The following is a 431-nucleotide window of genomic DNA, read 5'->3' on the forward strand; positions in this document are numbered from 1 at the left end:
CTCAAAAAACGACACGTTGACGTGGGGCGCGCGCTTTTTCAGCTCGAGCACGAGTTCGGGCGCGAACACCGGCAGCACGGTCGGCACCGCACCCACGGCAATGCGCCCCGAGAGTCCGCTCGTGAGCGCATCGACCTCGTAGCGCGCCCGCTCGATTTGATGAAACACCTCGCGCGCATGCCGCAGCAGCACGTCGCCCACCGCAGTAAACCGCAACCGGTTGCCCACGCGCTCGAGCACCGGCGTGCCGAGCCCCTCTTCCAGATCGGCGAGCTGTTTCGACACGGCAGGCTGCGTAAGATTCAGGCGCTCGGCCACGAGACGGATCTGCCCGACGCTGTCGAACAGCGTGAGCAGGCGCAAATGGCTGAGCTTCAGTCCAGCCTCGAAGAATCGCTCGATCGGGTCCATGGTCGCTTGTCGCTGGCCTC

General features: G+C 65.2%; 1 protein-coding gene. It reads right to left on the minus strand.

Annotated elements, in window-relative coordinates; all coding sequences use genetic code 11:
• On the minus strand, window positions 1-411 hold a 411-nt coding region (locus U5A52_RS43100), incomplete at its 3' end, for a LysR family transcriptional regulator (protein WP_321940513.1).
• Between the last annotated feature and the right edge of the window lie 20 nt (window positions 412-431).

It is taken from the genome of Paraburkholderia sp. J8-2 (genome assembly GCF_905220195.1).
Lineage (GTDB): Bacteria > Pseudomonadota > Gammaproteobacteria > Burkholderiales > Burkholderiaceae > Paraburkholderia.